Below are 14,426 nucleotides of genomic sequence, written 5' to 3' on the forward strand. Positions count from 1 at the left end.
ATATTTAGTGATTAAGTATAATACCAAATTAATATGAAGTTGCATAGAATAAGATGTCAAGAATAATTAACCGCAGATGTACGCAGATGACCGCAGATAAATACGGATAATTAAATTTCTTCCTTCATTCTGTGCAGTATTATGGGGTTTCTAGGATGACTAACTTAACCTATAACCAAGCAAGTTTTATTAAGGATGATGTTTCTATCAGGTTAAATAATTTAAGTAATCACTTAAAACAGATTCAGAGATTATCAGAAGATCATGATAATAATGAAGTAGTCAGAACTCTGATTAAAGAGACAATGTATTTTATAGAGTGGATTGCCCCTGATGTAGAATTTGATCATGCTTTTGAGTTAGCAAATTTAGGAAGATTTCTAACTCGTTGGTTATTTAATGTAGAAGCCTGGAGTTACACAGAAACTAAAAATCAATTTACTAAGGAATTAGAGAACTGGAATAATAGAATGTTACAAATGTCAAAATTACTAGCTGCTTAACATTATGACTCAACCACCATTACCTCAACCAAAATTAGAACCTACTGGAATTACCTTTGACCAATATGTAGAATTCACGCCCCAAAAATTAGAATTGAGTAACGGATACATGGGATACGGTGGACAAAACCAGCTTGGGTTTCATTTAGCAGTGCTTACAAATATGGGATTATTAAAAGCAGCCCAGCACACCAATTTAGCATTGTGGGTAGAAGCCCTGGACTTTGTAGTAAGAGAAAAACTAGCAAAAGTTGATGCTCCCCCAGAAGTAGCAGAAGCAATGTTAAATAGATTCAATCAGGCAATGTTAGACCTGGAGACAGTGATAGATTATTTGGAACAATAATTTATAACGGCATGAATAATCCCCTGAATATATTGTAACCTTTGTTTAAGATAATCAGAATTCCCCTTGATGTTCAAATTTTGATAAGAGTCTTCAACTTCTATTTTCGGCAATGTTTAGCAAGATGGGATTTGATTTAGGTTGTGTTCTTCTCCTGATGGATTAAATTTCGTTTTGGTTTCTTGGGCTTGCACGTTCATGTTTGATTGCTATATTTTATTAACAGTTTAAAAACCTAACTTATGGCAGACTTGAGTGGTATGTGGTTGGGAACTTACTGGCAAGAGGGAAACCCGACTCGGTTTGAAGCAACTTTTATTCAATCTGGTAATACATTGACTGGTAATATCCTTGACGACAGTTATCTGGGAGAAGCCCGGTTAAGTGGTGAAGTAATTGGCCGACGGGTGCAATTTACTAAAAAATATTTGCTCCACAAACAAACACCAGTAAATTATCAGGGTACTGTATCCGAAAATGATGATTTCATGCAGGGAACATGGGATTTAGGTATCTTTGGTTCTGGAAACTGGGAAGCTCATCGCAGTGGTGATAACCTGAATCTAGAACTTAAAAATCGCTTAGAAAAGCGAGTTCCAGTGTCAGTTTGATGTAGGGTGATGCCTACGGTGAACGATGCGATCGCTAATTTTGAATCGCTAATTTTGAATCGCTAATTTTGAATCGCTAATTTTGAATCGCTAACTTTACCCTAAAAATGTCAACTAACAGAATTTGGTAATTAATCTTGGAATCAGAGGTATTCAGTAACTTCCTATTAGTCAGATTTAGCGATCGCCAAACAATGATTAAATATTATCTTGTTTATTTTGAAGAGTAAATTAAAAATGAAAGCAAAAATCAGAGATACAGAAATCTATTTTGATATTGACGGTTGTGGTTTAGCAGTTGAAGAACAGGGAATACGTGAAAAACCTGTTGCTTTCATCATTCATGGTGGACCTGGAGTAGACCACACCAGTTATAAACCCTGCTTTTCTCCCCTCAGTCATCATTTACAAATGGTCTATTTTGATCATCGGGGTCAGGGAAGGTCAGCCCGTGGACTAAAAGAAACCTATACCCTAGAAAATAACGTTGACGACATGGAAGCATTACGTCAATATTTGGGGTTAGAAAAAATTATTTTAATTGGTTCTTCCTATGGGGGTATGGTTGCTCTTTCCTATGCTATCAAATATCCACAAAATGTTTCTCATTTAATAGTAATTGCCACAACAGCAAGTTCTCGTTTTTTACAACGCGCTCAAGAAATTTTAGCACAAAGAGGAAACCCAGAACAAAAAGCGATCTCTCTAAAACTTTGGGCAGGTAATTTTGAAAACGAAGAACAGCTACGGCAATTTTTTAAAATCATGAATCCAATGTATTGCCAAAGCAATAACCGGAAAACAAATTCCCCAGACTCAGACCAAACTATCCTCTCAGTTGATGCCATTAACATTGCCTTTAGTGGCTTTTTAAGAAACTATAATATTCTCAACGAATTACCTAAAATTACCTCACCAACACTTGTAATTGCCGGAAGACATGACTGGATCTGTCCCCCAGAATTTTCTGAAGAAATTGCCCAAGCTATTCCTAACGCCCATTTGAAAATATTTGAAAATAGCGGTCATTTGATCCGCGTTGATGAACCCCAATTACTCTTAGATGAAATTATTAATTTTCTCACTATCAGCATTTAAAATTTGAGGAAATAGCTAATTAATGATAAATTACTCCGTTGCCATCAAAACACTTAAACAAGACCCTATTTTAGCAGATGTCATATTGCAGATAGGAGAATGCAGACTAAACCAGGTACAACAAACCGGAGATTTATTTTATTGTTTATCTCGCGCTATCATTTATCAGCAACTTTCAGGAAAAGCAGCAGCAGCTATTCACCAGAGATTTTTACAACTTTATCATAATTCATTAACAGCTAATGATATTCTCAATACACCCGATGATATTTTACGTTCTGTGGGTATTTCCCGTCCTAAAATTACATATCTCAAAGACTTAGCACAACGTTTTACAGAACTGCCAAACATAGATGAACTGCAAACAATGGACGATGAAACAATCATTAAATCCTTAATTGTAGTCAAAGGAATAGGACGCTGGACTGTACAAATGTTGCTGATTTTCAGATTACATCGTTGGGATATTTTACCTGTTGATGACTTAGGTATTCGTGCTGCTATTCGTAATCTTTATAATTTGGATGATTTGCCCAATAAAAAAACATTAGAACAAATCGCCCAACAATGGCAACCTTACCGCACTATTGCTTGTTGGTATTTGTGGCAGAGTTTAAACAATTGATAATTGACAATTAACAATTGATAATTAGTAAAATATATATACAGCACTTACCGATGTTATGAGGTAAAAAAACAAATCATCAAACTCTTGTGGTGCGGGCATCTTGCCCGCCAAAGGTGTACTTCATATCTTCAGAAACTGCTGTAATTGTCAATTGTCCATTTTCAATTCTCAATTGTTAATATCTTGCCATAATTGTTGCTAACAACGGAATCAAAATAAAACCAACCAGTTCAACTCTAATTAACAACAGCAGACGATCTAATTTTATTGAATCTAGTTTAGGCGATTGATTTTGCAGTAAATCTTTTACCCAATTAATAAAGGAAACCGTAGGATAAATAGATAATAAACCTACCAGCAAAAATATTGTTACTTTAACGTAAAAAAATGGATTATTTAAATAATATTCTGTACCTTTACCAAAATAGAGAACACGCAAAATACCTGTAACAAGAATACCAACTGCTGATATACCATAAACCGCATCAGCAATTACTATTCTCCAAGCTTCATGCAAACTCAACTCTTTTTTTAAAGTAAATGCTTCTAATGTCAAAGCACCAAAACACAACATGAAACTCAGATAATGTAAATACGCAACTATAATATTTACAGACATTTTTGGGTATTTTGTAGTTATTTTACTAACAGACAACAATCCCAAACTAGCACTATAACCAGCGAATAAAAGTAATCAATAATTCAGAATATTAAGATTTATAGGTTAAATTCTTGGGTGAAATTTATCTCATCCAAGCAGCTTCAAAAAAGTCATATTCACAGACCATAGCATAGCGGTATGTTGAATGAAGTTTAGAGGAATCAACAGCATAATTATCAACTAAACTGTCTAATTGCTGTGTTAATGGTTGAAATTCTGCACCACCATAAGTTTGAATCCAATTTGTATATCGGTGTTCAGGAATACCATCAGCCGCTAAACTTGTTCCCAAAAAAGCATACAAACGCATACAGGGAGACATTGCAGCAGCAGTTAAACCCACTTCCCCAGTCCAAGCAGTGGCCAACAAAAAATCAGTATACCGACGGGTGGCTGTTCCTGGTTCTACATCATGGAGATTCACACCCCATTGATGAGCATAATTTTCATGTAGTTTTAATTCTTCCAAAACACCACTAGCTAAATCATGAAAGATGGTAAAACCTTGCCAATCTGGTGCTTTAGCTGCGGCAATACTGTAAGCACGAGCAAAAGCTTCTAAGAAAAAAGCATCTTGTCCTACATAGTAGCCAAATTTTTCAGATTGCAATGTACCATCCCCAATGCCTTGTACAAAAGGATGCTCTAAACAAGCTAGGGCTAAATCATGATTCGCTGTCCACAATTCATTAGATAAACTCATTTTCACCTCAATTATTTTGATATGTTTTTAGGTGGCAAAACTACCTTAATTGCCATTGCTATGCGTTACTCCCATCTTTCTTAACAATCTTAAAACTTATATGTGGCAAAGGTTTCAAGACCTAAGAATCTACCTACTCTTTACACAATGCACCTCATCCTTATTGATAAAAACCTCATTTTATTGAGAATCAGCAACGAAGGATTAAGGGTTGGGGGTTTGCGAGCGATTCGCCTCCGGCGCTGCGCTGGAGCGCAATCGCCTGGTTGGTAAAAATAGGGAGAGCGATGCCTTCGGCGTATCGAACAGAAGAGAGCGCAGCGATTGGCTACGCCAGTGCCGTAGGCAATCACATCGCTTATTTGGAGTGAAGGATAAGGGAGACTCCTTGCAAGATAATGGATTTTATTTCTCTTTGCAATATCAACCCTTTTGAGATCAGGTGAATCTTAGAAATTACAGAAGACCTGTTGCGCGATTGCCTTTGGCACTGATACTGTTGGCGAAAGTGTTACAAACGGATAAACAAAAGTGTTACAACTAAAAGCAGCAACCACAGATTGAAGGCTTGAGCTTATGTAATCTTTTAAAATACAAAGATGTATTATATTCGCCAACGGTATCTGGCACTGCGCTCCGCGCCATCGCCTTTCTAAATGGCGACAATTCCATCAAGATGCAGAAACGGGTAAAATTCCCAACCTACGCCCAAGACAAAAGGATTTATACCCCGAAATTTAACGCGCTTACAGTTTAAAACGCATTTTTGAAAGTTCAGTCCTGCGAGAGAACGTGGAAGGCATCGTGCTATATATCAATGATCGTTTGCTTTCAATTTTAGGATAACATTGATGTGGTATGTAATTCAAAAATATAGATGCCAGCAAAAGATATTTACCATAACGCTGTAAGATTTGCATTAGTCAAGGATGGTTGGAACATTTTAACAGAAGATTATACTTTGGAATATGGTGGCGATCGCTTATATGTGGATATTGCAGCAGAAAAATCAATTGCAGCAGAAAAACAGGGTCAAAAAATTCTGGTAGAAGTCAAAAGTTTTTTAGGTCGGTCTTTTATTCATGATTTAGAACAAGCTGTGGGACAGTATGTAGTTTATCGAGATATTTTGTTAGAGACTGAATTAGATTTTGAATTATATTTAGCGATTACTTATGGAACTTATAAAAGTTATTTTCAACGCCAGTTAACCCAGATGATTATTAATCGCAATCAAGTTAAGTTGTTAATCGTTGATGCTGAAAGTGAGGTAATAATGCAATGGATAAATTAAAGCATTATCGTCAAATTATCCAAGAAACCTTAACAGAATATCATCAAATCAATGAAAAATCTGGTTCTCAAACCGAGAGTGTTTTAGCTTTTGATGAAGTACACGAACAGTATCTTTTATTATTGATGGGTTGGCACAAAGATGAGAGGATTAAGAGTGTGATGATTCATATCCGTTTAAAGGATAACAAAATTTGGATTGAGGAAGATTGGACAGAAAATGGGGTGGCGACAGATTTGTTACATAAAGGAATCACACGAGAGGAAATTGTTTTAGGGTTTCATCCACCTCTTATGAGACAATATACAGAATTTGCGATCGCCTAATCTGAATATCTTGCTCCTGAACATAAATACTGGATGAGAGGTGTTAGGTATTAGGTGTTTGGTGTTTGGTGTTAGCTGAGGTATTTTTGTACTTGCTTTGGTTTTTTCATGCCGACTTACTTATATATCCATATTTCCCGGCTTTTAAAAATCAATAAGAGCCTAAATTTTTGCATTCATAATTTTCTAGTATTGGGGGATCATCCATCAACTCTGCTAAACTCTCTTACATTATGAGTTACCAGTATTAAATTATTCGCCAAAGCAATAGCAGCAATTTGTAAACCATTGGAACTAATAGGAGTACCAATTTTAGCTAAATCAGCCCGAATCTGTCCATAAATTTCCGCACAATTATCATCAAAATATAAAGATACAAATTGATATAAAAACAACTGTTGTATATTTGTGTATATTTAACCTTTTTTGAGGATTATTGCTACGATTTGAGCCATAAAATAACTCAGCTTTCACCACAGAACAAACAGCAATCTTGTCTGCTTCTATGCTGTCAAAACGGCGATTTATAGCAGAACCCTTATTCTTTAAATACACTATACAAACATTAGTATCTAGTAAATAAATAAGTGAAGAATTACTCATCACAAAACCCAACTAAATCATTATCCCTATCATCAGCAATACCTTGTCCATCAAGGGTAAAATCTATATCCGCACAACTCCCCGCTAAATTTAATAACCCCCCAGAATGTAGGGGGAAATTTGCTGATAAAAAAGCCTTGAAAGCGTTATCATCCTGAAAACCTAACACCTGTCTAAATTCATTAAAGTTAATCAATCCTTCTAAAAAAGCTTCTAAAGCTAATTTATTCATAATTTTTTCGGATAAATCACCTAATTTATCCTGGATTTTATCTGTTAAATTATCTGGTACATTTATTGTAATTTGCATAATTATAAAATCTCCCCAACTTGTATTTTTATTTTACAGTATATTCCCAGAAACAAGATGAAAACTTTTATTAACAATCTTGCCATCATACCCAAGTCCCCGACTTCTATCATCAATTGATAATTTATTGACAATCGGACTTGATATTCTTTCAATCCTCAAATTTGCCGAAGTTTTACAATGCTTATACAATGGGAGTGGAGTAATGATACTCTCTGAACAACGGGGGTTTAACCCCAAATTTTCGATAAATTATTTCTTGTAAAATTAAAGAAGAAGCATCAATGGTTAGATGTGGATTGATTTGCAGTTCAGACACATTAATTAGATAATAGGTATAACTATGACCATCAAAGAACAACTTTTTCAAGAAATTGAATCAGCACCAGATGAACTAATAGCTGAAACACTTAATTTTTTGCGTTTCTTAAAAACCAAAGAAACCCAATTACAACCTAAATCAAATCAAGTAGAATCTACTACACCACCTACAGTTAATTCTACCGGAAAGTCACTTCTAGAACATTTAAAAACTATAGGTACTTGGGAAGGCGATGATTTAGAAGAGTGTCTAAGGCTAGTCATTGCTAGTCGTGGTCAAGCGAAATTTGATGATAATAATCCTTTTGAATAATGTACTTACTCGATACAAATCACTGTAGTCTTGCCATTTTAGGAAATATCAATATACTAAATCGTCTGCTTGAGGTCGAAAACAGTTTAGTGTCAACCTGTGTGATTGTGCAGGGAGAATTGATAGATATGGCTGTACGTTCTCAAAGACAACAAAGTAATTTAGCACTAATCATAACTTTTATTAGAGGTATCTATATCCATAACATTGAAAAAGAAACTGCTAATATTTACGGGCAACTCAAAGCTGATTTATTTAATCAATTTGCACCCAAAGAAAAAAGCAAGCGGAGAAAAACTAAAATAACTGATTTAGGTTTTGGTGAAAATGACTTGTGGATTGCAGCGATTGCTCTACAGCATAATCTTACCATCGTTTCAACCGATAGCGATTTTCAACGTATTAAACAAGTAAGAACATTGTTTATTGAATCTTGGCTGATAACTTGAAACCCCATATTTTAAAAATTTAAAATTATTATTTCTCCTCTTCTGGAGAATCTAAACATGAAAATTCAATCCCTACAGCTAAAATACTTTAAAAAATTCCGGTCTTCCCCATTATTTGATTTCACAGATCCAGAAACTGGTTTAGCGCGAGATATAATTGTTCTCATCGGTATGAACGGTGCTGGAAAAACAAGTCTTTTACAAGCGATCGCCTCCGGCACTGCGCTTCGCGCAATCGCCGCAACTCTCGGTACAGCAACCGGACACGCACTCTGATTATGTAGAGCAATTAGTACCTGAAGCATATATTATCAGGCTAGAGGTGTAGTTGTGAGTCCAGTGCTGAAGGCTACGGTGTACACAGAAGTCTTAAAATTCCCCCTATGACTTGGTTGTGGAATATTTTTTTAATTGGAAGTCTCTTGTTCTTACTCCCTTTTTTTCCTTAACCGAACAATATTGCGTTGCTCCCGCTGTACATCTTGGTAGCATTGAGTTAATTACCCGTCAGCTATGGAGCGAGTGCGATGTACGCAACCGTCACACAACTACTGACTTTTGAAGAGTTTCTTGCCTGGGACGATGGTTCAGGTAGAGAGTTTGAGTTATTGGATGGGATTCCTGTGCCATTATCAGAACCAAATGCCAATCACGAAGATTTAATCCAGAGGCTGTGTGCCTACCTTGAAAATCACTGCCAAGAAAATGACCTGCCGTATGTGTCGCGCCAGTCAAAGCAGAGCAGGATAAAAACAGCACCAGGAGAAAAAGAAAAAAGCCGAAAAGCTGATATTGTCATATTTGCTAGGGAAGAATGGCAGCGGATGAAAACTCTCTCTAGTTCTGCTGCTGCATATATTCCCCCACCGGGAATTATTGAGGTTGTTAGTAACAATTGGAAGGATGACTACCTAACAAAACTTGCTGAATATGTTAGCGTAGCGTCTCGAAGAGAGGATTTAGGCGTTTTAGAGTACATCATCGTAGACTATGCCGCTTTTGGTGGCATTCGCTTCATTGGCTCTCCCAAACAACCAACTATTACAATTTACCAACTTGAAGATGGTGAGTATTTACCCCCAAAGGTGTTTCAAGGAAATAATCGAATTGATTCGAGATTGTTTCCCAACATTACCCTAACAGCTGAACAGATTTTTGCCATGAGTTGCTGATTGGCAAAGAAGAATTGTCAGACAATTTTGGATTTTAGATTTTGGATTTTGGATTGACCCCACGAATAAATCAGGGGGCTTGGAAATTTTAGATTTTAGATTTTGGATTGATTCTACAGATAAATCCGGGGGCTTGTACCATTAAGGAATCGTCGGTCCGGATTCAGGGCTAAATTTTATCATACTTTTGTATTATGAATATTTCTTGCTAGTTGACCTAAGCTTTTCAACACTGATAAAACTGTATACAACTCATTCCCCGGATTGAAAATATAAAACAAGCGAGAAAACCCATACTTTGGTATATTTTCATTAATCAACTTGACGAAGATAAAACTACCACCATTGGTAATTAGTCCATATATTGCTTTGTCGGGTTTAGAAATTGCCAACATATAAGCAAGAATCTGGGCTTTACCTACTTCCACAGAAAAAGCTGCTTGTTTGGATTCAATGACTACTACTACTAGCTGTTCAAACAAAACTAAGACATCCATCTGTCCTTTAACCGTTACACCAGCATCTTCAGCAGTAATTTCTACAGATTTGTCTGATTTAACATGAAATGGAGATAGGTAAAAGTCTGCTAAATCTAACAGGGGAGACAACACCACCATCTTCACAGTATTTTCAAGTAGAGGTGGGTACTTAAGCAAATTGGCATAGCTGGCTTTAACTCTGTCAAGTTGTTGTTTTTCTAATTGTGTAATTTCTGGCAATTCAACAAACAACTCTGTAAAAAATTGCTCATCTTCAACCAATTGAAGGCGAAATTCTGTTTCTAGTTCCAGCAATGTGATGTCTTTAGCCTGTATTGTTTGAACCATATCAATTTATTTCCTTTTATTTTCTAAGACAGCCCAAGTTCTTTCGATGGGATTATATTTTATCTACCAAGCGATCGCTCCACCTCCTAAATAGGGTTTGCTGATAGCTAACGCCAAGCGTAAGCCATAAAAGTTATCTGTGATAGCGCAGCGTGACGCAAGTCATGGGCAGGGAATAGGGAACAGGGAATAGTTTCAGCCATCTGCATATCCTCAGTTTCCCAGATTCGTCCAGGAAAAATGCACCTGTTTTGAGACACTATCAGTCAAAACCTTGCACTTTCTTGTGATAACAATCCGCAAAACCCCTATTAATAAACGGTTTTATCTTTATTCATCAAGCCCTAAATAATTTATTTTGCACGACTACTTGCAACTACTTATACCCCCCATCCATTGATTGGCTATGCAGAAGTTGGAGATTGGAGTCCTCTGCTACCAAGCCCTAACCCAAATGAGGTCATGAGCATTTTGAATAGACCTATCGTAGTGCAATAGGCACTGTTACTTTAAAAGTTTAATAAAGCTATCGTTAGCGATTCCTACGGAGCGCTAGTTCCCTCCGGGACCTTGACATAAAGTATTTTTTGTGAATATTAAAGATGTTTTAATTTGTGTTTCCGCAAAACCCTGATTTAACGATGTTGTCACCGGAAAAATCAGGATGACTGAACATCAATAACATTCAGAAAATCTTCAGCAGTAATAATCGGGCAAGAAAAATTATCTTGTAGACTGAGTAAATCGCAATCGCCTGTCACAAGATAATCTGCCTTGCTAACCACAGCTAGAAGTAAAAAAGGCACATCAAAAGGGTCACGACATTCAGGAATTACAGGCAAGTTATCGGGCATCGCTATAGTTTCACAAAACAGTATGTAATCCGATAGTAAATATTCTTGCTCTATTGGCGTGAGCTTGAACTTTGGATAACCAAGCACTCGGATTAACTCTGTGATCGTTGCTTGAGAAACTAGGGGAGTAAAGCGATCGTCTTGCCATGCCAAACGAAGCCTAGATACTCTACCCCTAAATATCAACGCAGAGACTACGATATTAGTATCAATTACCACTCGTGGACTAACCATCACGACTGACGCGCCCAAGCTACTGCATCAGCTACATCCTGTTCACTCAACCCTAAATCCGCTAGTTTAGCTCTAACTGCATCAGCCCGTTGAATCTTTACTGGAGTCAAAATAATTTGCCCATCCTGAACCTGTATTTCAAAATACTCAACTTCTCCGATTTCACGGGTAATACTTTTAGGCAGTGTGAGTTGATTCTTAGAGGTTAACTTGGCCAGCATGACAATCCTCCTAGCTTTTGCCAGAAAATGTAAGGAATCCTTACTTTAGTATACACATTTTACCTGACAAGTATGAGAGTAAGATTTAGCGATTGCATCAGGATAGCTCAAGAATAGAGAAAATATTGAATCAAGCGGAAAGCGCATTACGTGAAATCAAGTTAACTTGAAGTTCCCTGCACATTCACGGGAGGATAGAATATAAAAAAAGCTTCCTGAAACAGCCCTTCCAGGAAGCTAGATGTCGTCTACTACGTGATGCTTATTTCTCTCATGGATGTGAACAACATTGAGGTCAGTCCTGTAGAAGTTCTCCCCGCTCCCAGTCAGGTTGTATCTCGTGATACTTCTCAACCTGTTACCGCCGAATTAGTTGAGGAGGTAATTCGTCAATATTATTACCGCACACCTGCCGTATCAAATGATGAGGAGTTGATTTTGGCTTGGGCAGGGTCACAAAATCGGGAACAGACTAAGCGAAAATACTATCGCTTTGGTCAAAAATTACTGGAGTGGGTACGGAAGCAGGGGATAGAGGATTTACGCTTGGTTCAGCAACCAAAGTTACTAGAATTTGTCGCTTCTTGGGGTGAGGTTTCCCCTTATACTAAATCTAACCAGGTTTTGATGTTGCGATCTCTCTGGAGTTATGGCAGCAGTGAGAATGTGGGCTACTTTTTACGGAATATTGCTAGTACGATAAGTTACGATAATTTCACTGATTTACCGAAAGCAGAGCGTTATCTGGAAGATTGGGAGTTGGAACAATTGGCTCATGCTGCCCAGATGTTGGGGGAGAAACACTGGTTGGTGTTCTGTTTGCTTTTTTATAGTGGGATGCGGGTAGGTGAAGTAGGTCGGGTAACTATTCCTGGTCAGGAACCGGGTCAACCCCAGGAAGATTATCCGGGTTTGTATTGGCACAACTTTAAATGGCAACCAGAGCCGATACCCGGAGATAAACACCGGGGATATTACACGATTAAGTTTCGGGGCAAGGGGGGGAAGTACCGGGAAATTGGTTTAGACCATGAAACTTCGCTGATGTTTAAGAAGTACCGGGGGATGGCAGGTGAGAAGATGCCTGTGTTTCCTAATGTCTCACCTGATCCAAAGAAACGGGGTTTGCCATTGAGTGACCGAGCGATTAAAAAATTGATTCAGGATATATCTGAGGTGGCAGGGGTGAAGTTTTCTTGTCACTGGTTGCGTCATTCTCACGCATCAAGGGCGGTGGATAGAAAAACGCTGTTTGAGGTGCAAGACCAGTTGGGTCATACTAAGAGTGATACGACTAAGACCTATGTTCGTCCCAAAAGGGATGCTGGGACTGGTACGGTGTTGCCCAGGTTTTGAGGAAAATGTGATCCAATGGGTCACAAAGAGGAAAGGGAGCAGGGGGCAGGGAGCAGGGAGCAGGGGGATGGGAAATTAGCGTTTTATGAGCCAGGGAGATGGATTGTTGATTATAGTTACGAGAATGCCTAATACTTGGTTGTAGGTTCTATAAAGTTCTCTACCTGTATCAACTTCTAAATAACCACATTTCACAGCAAAAGTAAGCCAAGTTTGAGTTTCTGCTGCTTCTGCTTCACAGAAGAAGCAGAGGGGCAGGGAGCGGGGAGCGGAGGGGAAAGTTCTCCCGTTATCCCCCTGCCCCCTGCCCCCTGCCTCCTTAAAACCCTTGTAGCAAACGTTGAATAGAAATTTTAATTTCTGGAAATGCTAACGGAGATATTTCACCTAAAGTCAAAGTTAATTCTTGGGAATAATCACCATTTATTGGTTCTCTAAACACTTTTACTTGTTGATTATTTAAATCTACTACCCAATATTCAGGAATTGATGCAGCAGAGTATGTTTTGCGTTTTATATCTAAATCTTTATTCAGGGTCGTTTTAGAATATTCGATTAACCAAAATATATTTTCAGGATAAGGATGGTGACTGCGATAAATAGCACGCTGTGGTTCAACTATTGCTAAATCTGGTTCTGGTTCTGAATTACTTTCAGGAATAGTAATAGGTTTTGCATCTCTTACCAATGCTTTTGAACCAAGTAATTCCCGCAGGTATTCAGCAGAGTCAGTATTAATTTGTGCGTGTTCTGGTCCTTCCGGTGCCATGTTGATAATTTCTCCATTTAGTAGTTCAACCTTGCGACCAGCTAAAAGGCCAATTTCAATCATGCGATGATAGTCGTCTAAACTCCATTTAGCAGTAGTAACTGTCATGGTGAGTTTTCCTTGCATCTAGGCTGTGATTTTCATTTTAAGCTCAAAATTCACTACAAAGATGAGATATTCTGACTCCTGAATCTTGAATTCTCTTTCTTTGATGAGGAATTTACGTCTAATCTTCAGTTTTTCAGCTTTTGACTGAACCTTGATTGCTGAATGTTTACAGTTACATTATAATCACCAAAAATGTTGTTTTTTGTTATATAATAATATCATGTTTATTTTATAATATTATCACAATCCTAAAGTTTGGTGTTAACAGTTATCATGGAGTACCCAAAGCACTGGAAAGAATTGGCTAAAAACATTAAAGAAAAAGCTAATTGGCGTTGTCAAAAATGCGGTCGCGTTTGCTTACGTCCTGGTGAAAAACCTAATGATATTATTAACCCCCGTGCCTATAATCTCCAGGTTCATCACTGGAATAGAGACCCATCTGATAACAGATTAGAGAACCTAATTTGTCTTTGCAGTGGATGCCACCTTAATTATCATCGCGGTGGAAAGGGTAATGTTTCTGTTGGTCAATTATCTCTATTTGATCTGTCAAAATTTTAGATTTTATTCATTGGAAATGTAGATATTTTCTTGAGGAGAAATGGAAAAAGAAAATACACAATTATTTGTCTGTATTTATCTGCATCAAAAATAGTTAAACTAGAAACAAATCCCTAAAATTTTCTTGACAGAAGGGTTTAACTTCCTCCTGTCAA

21 protein-coding genes and 2 pseudogenes are annotated in these 14,426 nt (G+C 37.4%); 13 read left to right on the plus strand and 10 right to left on the minus strand.

The features are described 5' to 3' along the window. Positions 1–155 precede the first annotated feature (155 nt). The 5 genes from PN497_RS09295 (at position 156) to PN497_RS09315 (ending at position 3,183) form a co-directional block, all read left to right on the plus strand. A complete protein-coding gene (locus PN497_RS09295) occupies positions 156–503 on the plus strand; it encodes a hypothetical protein (protein WP_096572967.1) in 348 nt (115 codons plus the stop codon). Positions 504–507: 4 nt separating this feature from the next. Next, the gene (locus PN497_RS09300) at positions 508–849 is read left to right on the plus strand and encodes a hypothetical protein (RefSeq protein WP_096572966.1); all 342 of its coding nucleotides are present in this window, start codon (positions 508–510) and stop codon (positions 847–849) included. Between the two features lie 242 nt (positions 850–1,091). Beyond that, positions 1,092–1,460 carry a hypothetical protein gene (locus PN497_RS09305; protein ID WP_096572965.1) on the plus strand — a complete coding sequence of 123 codons (369 nt, stop codon included), beginning with the start codon at positions 1,092–1,094 and terminating at the stop codon, positions 1,458–1,460. A 237-nt stretch (positions 1,461–1,697) separates the two neighbouring features. Then, complete coding sequence (locus PN497_RS09310) at positions 1,698–2,558, plus strand: alpha/beta fold hydrolase (protein ID WP_096572964.1); 861 nt, start codon at positions 1,698–1,700, stop codon at positions 2,556–2,558. 22 nt (positions 2,559–2,580) lie between these two features. Beyond that, complete coding sequence (locus tag PN497_RS09315; protein WP_236103961.1) at positions 2,581–3,183, plus strand: DNA-3-methyladenine glycosylase family protein; 603 nt, start codon at positions 2,581–2,583, stop codon at positions 3,181–3,183. Between the two features lie 178 nt (positions 3,184–3,361). Here the strand turns inward: PN497_RS09315 and PN497_RS09320 are convergent, their stop codons facing one another. Together PN497_RS09320 and PN497_RS09325 are read right to left on the minus strand one after the other, a co-directional pair. Continuing rightward, the gene (locus tag PN497_RS09320; RefSeq protein ID WP_096572963.1) at positions 3,362–3,805 is read right to left on the minus strand and encodes a DUF2214 family protein; all 444 of its coding nucleotides are present in this window, start codon (positions 3,803–3,805) and stop codon (positions 3,362–3,364) included. Between the two features lie 124 nt (positions 3,806–3,929). Further along, complete coding sequence (locus PN497_RS09325; protein ID WP_096572962.1) at positions 3,930–4,550, minus strand: TenA family protein; 621 nt, start codon at positions 4,548–4,550, stop codon at positions 3,930–3,932. 877 nt (positions 4,551–5,427) lie between these two features. Between PN497_RS09325 and PN497_RS09330 the strand changes: the two genes are divergently transcribed. After that, entirely contained in the window at positions 5,428–5,844 is a 417-nt protein-coding gene (locus PN497_RS09330) for a XisH family protein (protein WP_096572961.1), read from the plus strand. Beyond that, positions 5,832–6,170: a XisI protein gene (locus PN497_RS09335; RefSeq protein WP_096572960.1), complete on the plus strand. Its 339-nt coding sequence runs from the start codon at positions 5,832–5,834 to the stop codon at positions 6,168–6,170. Before PN497_RS09330 ends, PN497_RS09335 begins: the two co-directional genes overlap by 13 nt. Before the next feature lie 200 nt (positions 6,171–6,370). Here the strand turns inward: PN497_RS09335 and PN497_RS25755 are convergent, their stop codons facing one another. From PN497_RS25755 to PN497_RS09345, 3 genes are read right to left on the minus strand one after another with little or no spacing between them, the layout of a single operon-like run. Then, on the minus strand, positions 6,371–6,565 hold the full coding sequence (locus PN497_RS25755; RefSeq protein WP_307722497.1) for a type II toxin-antitoxin system VapC family toxin: 195 nt from the start codon (positions 6,563–6,565) through the stop codon (positions 6,371–6,373). After that, positions 6,531–6,773, minus strand: coding sequence for a PIN domain-containing protein (locus PN497_RS25760; RefSeq protein ID WP_307722498.1), 243 nt, complete (start codon positions 6,771–6,773; stop codon positions 6,531–6,533). Before PN497_RS25760 ends, PN497_RS25755 begins: the two co-directional genes overlap by 35 nt. Then, positions 6,766–7,083: a hypothetical protein gene (locus tag PN497_RS09345; RefSeq protein WP_096572959.1), complete on the minus strand. Its 318-nt coding sequence runs from the start codon at positions 7,081–7,083 to the stop codon at positions 6,766–6,768. The genes PN497_RS25760 and PN497_RS09345 overlap by 8 nt, the downstream gene beginning before the upstream one ends. Positions 7,084–7,426: 343 nt before the next feature. Here PN497_RS09345 and PN497_RS09350 point away from each other — a divergent pair, with 343 nt between their 5' ends. The 4 genes and pseudogenes from PN497_RS09350 to PN497_RS09365 all read left to right on the plus strand — a co-directional run bounded on the left by PN497_RS09350 (position 7,427) and on the right by PN497_RS09365 (position 9,338). Next, positions 7,427–7,717, plus strand: coding sequence for a DUF2281 domain-containing protein (locus tag PN497_RS09350; protein WP_096572958.1), 291 nt, complete (start codon positions 7,427–7,429; stop codon positions 7,715–7,717). After that, positions 7,717–8,166, plus strand: a complete 450-nt coding sequence (locus PN497_RS09355) for a type II toxin-antitoxin system VapC family toxin (RefSeq protein WP_096572957.1) — start codon at positions 7,717–7,719, stop codon at positions 8,164–8,166. The genes PN497_RS09350 and PN497_RS09355 overlap by 1 nt, the downstream gene beginning before the upstream one ends. Before the next feature lie 57 nt (positions 8,167–8,223). Further along, a pseudogene (locus PN497_RS09360) lies at positions 8,224–8,430 on the plus strand (AAA family ATPase); the annotation flags it as partial. 263 nt (positions 8,431–8,693) lie between these two features. Beyond that, positions 8,694–9,338 (plus strand): Uma2 family endonuclease, encoded by a 645-nt coding sequence (locus PN497_RS09365; RefSeq protein ID WP_096572956.1) that lies wholly within the window; start codon positions 8,694–8,696, stop codon positions 9,336–9,338. Positions 9,339–9,517: 179 nt separating this feature from the next. Here the strand turns inward: PN497_RS09365 and PN497_RS09370 are convergent, their stop codons facing one another. The 3 genes from PN497_RS09370 to PN497_RS09380 form a co-directional block, all read right to left on the minus strand. Next, positions 9,518–10,165, minus strand: coding sequence for a restriction endonuclease subunit R (locus tag PN497_RS09370; protein ID WP_096572955.1), 648 nt, complete (start codon positions 10,163–10,165; stop codon positions 9,518–9,520). 659 nt (positions 10,166–10,824) lie between these two features. Further along, complete coding sequence (locus PN497_RS09375) at positions 10,825–11,253, minus strand: putative toxin-antitoxin system toxin component, PIN family (RefSeq protein ID WP_096572954.1); 429 nt, start codon at positions 11,251–11,253, stop codon at positions 10,825–10,827. After that, complete coding sequence (locus PN497_RS09380; protein ID WP_096572953.1) at positions 11,253–11,474, minus strand: AbrB/MazE/SpoVT family DNA-binding domain-containing protein; 222 nt, start codon at positions 11,472–11,474, stop codon at positions 11,253–11,255. Before PN497_RS09380 ends, PN497_RS09375 begins: the two co-directional genes overlap by 1 nt. A 258-nt stretch (positions 11,475–11,732) precedes the next feature. Between PN497_RS09380 and PN497_RS09385 the strand changes: the two genes are divergently transcribed. Then, positions 11,733–12,830: a tyrosine-type recombinase/integrase gene (locus tag PN497_RS09385; protein ID WP_272109993.1), complete on the plus strand. Its 1,098-nt coding sequence runs from the start codon at positions 11,733–11,735 to the stop codon at positions 12,828–12,830. A gap of 75 nt (positions 12,831–12,905) precedes the next feature. On the opposite strand, the pseudogene PN497_RS09390 reads toward PN497_RS09385, so the two are convergent. Then, a pseudogene (locus PN497_RS09390) lies at positions 12,906–13,067 on the minus strand (four helix bundle protein); the annotation flags it as partial. Positions 13,068–13,149: 82 nt separating this feature from the next. Then, positions 13,150–13,707, minus strand: coding sequence for a Uma2 family endonuclease (locus PN497_RS09395; RefSeq protein ID WP_096573100.1), 558 nt, complete (start codon positions 13,705–13,707; stop codon positions 13,150–13,152). A gap of 273 nt (positions 13,708–13,980) precedes the next feature. Between PN497_RS09395 and PN497_RS09400 the strand changes: the two genes are divergently transcribed. Beyond that, entirely contained in the window at positions 13,981–14,271 is a 291-nt protein-coding gene (locus PN497_RS09400; RefSeq protein ID WP_096572951.1) for an HNH endonuclease, read from the plus strand. Positions 14,272–14,426: the final 155 nt, after the last annotated feature.

It is taken from the genome of Sphaerospermopsis kisseleviana CS-549 (assembly GCF_028329225.1).
Classification (GTDB): Bacteria; Cyanobacteriota; Cyanobacteriia; order Cyanobacteriales; family Nostocaceae; genus Sphaerospermopsis; species Sphaerospermopsis kisseleviana.

What these genes read in the sequence shown, in the direction of transcription:
- PN497_RS09295 (WP_096572967.1), top strand. Translation starts at nt 156, where the DNA reads ATGACTAACTTAACCTATAACCAAGCAAGTTTTATTAAGGATGATGTT.
- PN497_RS09300 (WP_096572966.1), top strand. Translation starts at nt 508, where the DNA reads ATGACTCAACCACCATTACCTCAACCAAAATTAGAACCTACTGGAATT.
- PN497_RS09305 (WP_096572965.1), top strand. Translation starts at nt 1,092, where the DNA reads ATGGCAGACTTGAGTGGTATGTGGTTGGGAACTTACTGGCAAGAGGGA.
- PN497_RS09310 (WP_096572964.1), top strand. Translation starts at nt 1,698, where the DNA reads ATGAAAGCAAAAATCAGAGATACAGAAATCTATTTTGATATTGACGGT.
- PN497_RS09315 (WP_236103961.1), top strand. Translation starts at nt 2,581, where the DNA reads ATGATAAATTACTCCGTTGCCATCAAAACACTTAAACAAGACCCTATT.
- PN497_RS09320 (WP_096572963.1), bottom strand. Translation starts at nt 3,805, where the DNA reads ATGTCTGTAAATATTATAGTTGCGTATTTACATTATCTGAGTTTCATG.
- PN497_RS09325 (WP_096572962.1), bottom strand. Translation starts at nt 4,550, where the DNA reads ATGAGTTTATCTAATGAATTGTGGACAGCGAATCATGATTTAGCCCTA.
- PN497_RS09330 (WP_096572961.1), top strand. Translation starts at nt 5,428, where the DNA reads ATGCCAGCAAAAGATATTTACCATAACGCTGTAAGATTTGCATTAGTC.
- PN497_RS09335 (WP_096572960.1), top strand. Translation starts at nt 5,832, where the DNA reads ATGGATAAATTAAAGCATTATCGTCAAATTATCCAAGAAACCTTAACA.
- PN497_RS25760 (WP_307722498.1), bottom strand. Translation starts at nt 6,773, where the DNA reads ATGAGTAATTCTTCACTTATTTATTTACTAGATACTAATGTTTGTATA.
- PN497_RS09345 (WP_096572959.1), bottom strand. Translation starts at nt 7,083, where the DNA reads ATGCAAATTACAATAAATGTACCAGATAATTTAACAGATAAAATCCAG.
- PN497_RS09350 (WP_096572958.1), top strand. Translation starts at nt 7,427, where the DNA reads ATGACCATCAAAGAACAACTTTTTCAAGAAATTGAATCAGCACCAGAT.
- PN497_RS09355 (WP_096572957.1), top strand. Translation starts at nt 7,717, where the DNA reads ATGTACTTACTCGATACAAATCACTGTAGTCTTGCCATTTTAGGAAAT.
- PN497_RS09365 (WP_096572956.1), top strand. Translation starts at nt 8,694, where the DNA reads ATGTACGCAACCGTCACACAACTACTGACTTTTGAAGAGTTTCTTGCC.
- PN497_RS09370 (WP_096572955.1), bottom strand. Translation starts at nt 10,165, where the DNA reads ATGGTTCAAACAATACAGGCTAAAGACATCACATTGCTGGAACTAGAA.
- PN497_RS09375 (WP_096572954.1), bottom strand. Translation starts at nt 11,253, where the DNA reads ATGGTTAGTCCACGAGTGGTAATTGATACTAATATCGTAGTCTCTGCG.
- PN497_RS09380 (WP_096572953.1), bottom strand. Translation starts at nt 11,474, where the DNA reads ATGCTGGCCAAGTTAACCTCTAAGAATCAACTCACACTGCCTAAAAGT.
- PN497_RS09385 (WP_272109993.1), top strand. Translation starts at nt 11,733, where the DNA reads ATGCTTATTTCTCTCATGGATGTGAACAACATTGAGGTCAGTCCTGTA.
- PN497_RS09395 (WP_096573100.1), bottom strand. Translation starts at nt 13,707, where the DNA reads ATGACAGTTACTACTGCTAAATGGAGTTTAGACGACTATCATCGCATG.
- PN497_RS09400 (WP_096572951.1), top strand. Translation starts at nt 13,981, where the DNA reads ATGGAGTACCCAAAGCACTGGAAAGAATTGGCTAAAAACATTAAAGAA.